Here is a 1,379-nt window from a genome sequence, read left to right as displayed (position 1 = left end):
GAGAAGAGGACGAAGGCGTTGAGGGGGTGGTGCTGGGTGAGGTCGTGCAGGTTGAACGCGGCGTCTATCTTCGAACGCAGGACACGGTCCAACTGCTCCGCTGTCAGCCCGGTCACCACGCCGTCGTCCAGGACACCCGCCGCGTGGATCACCGACGTCAACGGACGCTCCCGCGGGATCGCCGCCAGCACAGCCGCCAGCGCCTCACGATCCGCCACATCACACGCGACGACCGTCGCCTGCGCACCCAAAGCCGCCAACTCCGCAACCAACTCCCCTGCCCCCGGCGCCTCCTGACCACGCCGACTCGCCAGCAGCAGGTGCCGCACACCGTGCTCGACGACCAGATGCCGGGCCACCAGAGCACCCACCGTGCCCGTACCGCCCGTCACCAAAACCGTGCCCGCATCCCCACCGAATCCCACACCCGCATCCGGCAACGACGCGCCGTACCGCACAAGCCGCGGCACGAACACCGCACCATCGCGCACCGCGAGCTGCGGTTCCCGCTCCAGCGGCAACCCGGCCACCGCGTCCGACTCAGCACCGTCGACCAACCACAGACGGTCGGGATGCTCACACTGCGCCGACCGCACCAGACCCCACACCGGAGCGTTCACCAAATCCACGACATCGTCACCCGGCCGCACCGCCACCGCACCACGCGTGACGAACACCAACCGCGCCGACGCCAAACGCTCCTCGGACAAGAACCGCTGAAGAAGCGTCAAAGCCCGCAGCGTGGCCTCACGCGCCCGCCCCGCCACCTCCTCCGACCGCACACCACCGGCCATGAAGGACGCCACGACGACGTCAGGGACGGACTCTCCGAGAGCTGCGAGGTCAAGATCCGCACCCAGGACCACGCAACGCTCCGTGCCCGCCCGCACCGCACCGCCCGGCACCGGCTGCCACTCCAACCGGTACAGACCCTCCCGCCGACCGACCCGCAACTGCTCCACACTCACCGGCCGCAACGCCAGCGACTCCACCCCCACCACGAGCCGACCCGCCTGATCCGTCGCCGCCAAAGACACACCGCCGTCAACCGTGGCGGCCAGCCGTACCCGCAGCGAAGTGGCCCCGGAGGACACGAGAGACACACCCGTCCACGAGAACGGAAGTCGCGGCTCACCCACCCCGCCCGCATCCGGATCGATCAGCACCAGCGAATGCAACGCAGCATCCAACAGCGCGGGATGCACCACGAAACCGTCACCACCACCCGACGGCAACTCGACCTCCGCGAACACCTCCCCCACCCGACGCCACACCGCCCCCACACCCCGGAACAACGGACCGTAGTCATAACCAGCCGCAGCGAACTCCTCGTACAACGCAGAGACATCCACCTTCACCGCACCCGCCGGCGGCCAAGC

The 1,379-nt window shown here is 69.1% G+C and carries 1 protein-coding gene; it reads right to left on the bottom strand.

All coding sequences use genetic code 11. The features are described from left to right. Positions 1–1,337, bottom strand: a 1,337-nt coding sequence (locus AB0L95_RS42180; RefSeq protein WP_365171983.1) for an SDR family oxidoreductase, incomplete at its 3' end; no start/stop codon positions are given. Positions 1,338–1,379: the final 42 nt, after the last annotated feature.

The organism is Streptomyces sp. NPDC052036, from assembly GCF_040680495.1.
Lineage (GTDB): Bacteria > Actinomycetota > Actinomycetes > Streptomycetales > Streptomycetaceae > Streptomyces.
Note: the sequence above shows the minus strand (reverse complement) of the source record. Positions and strands in the feature narration are given on the sequence as shown.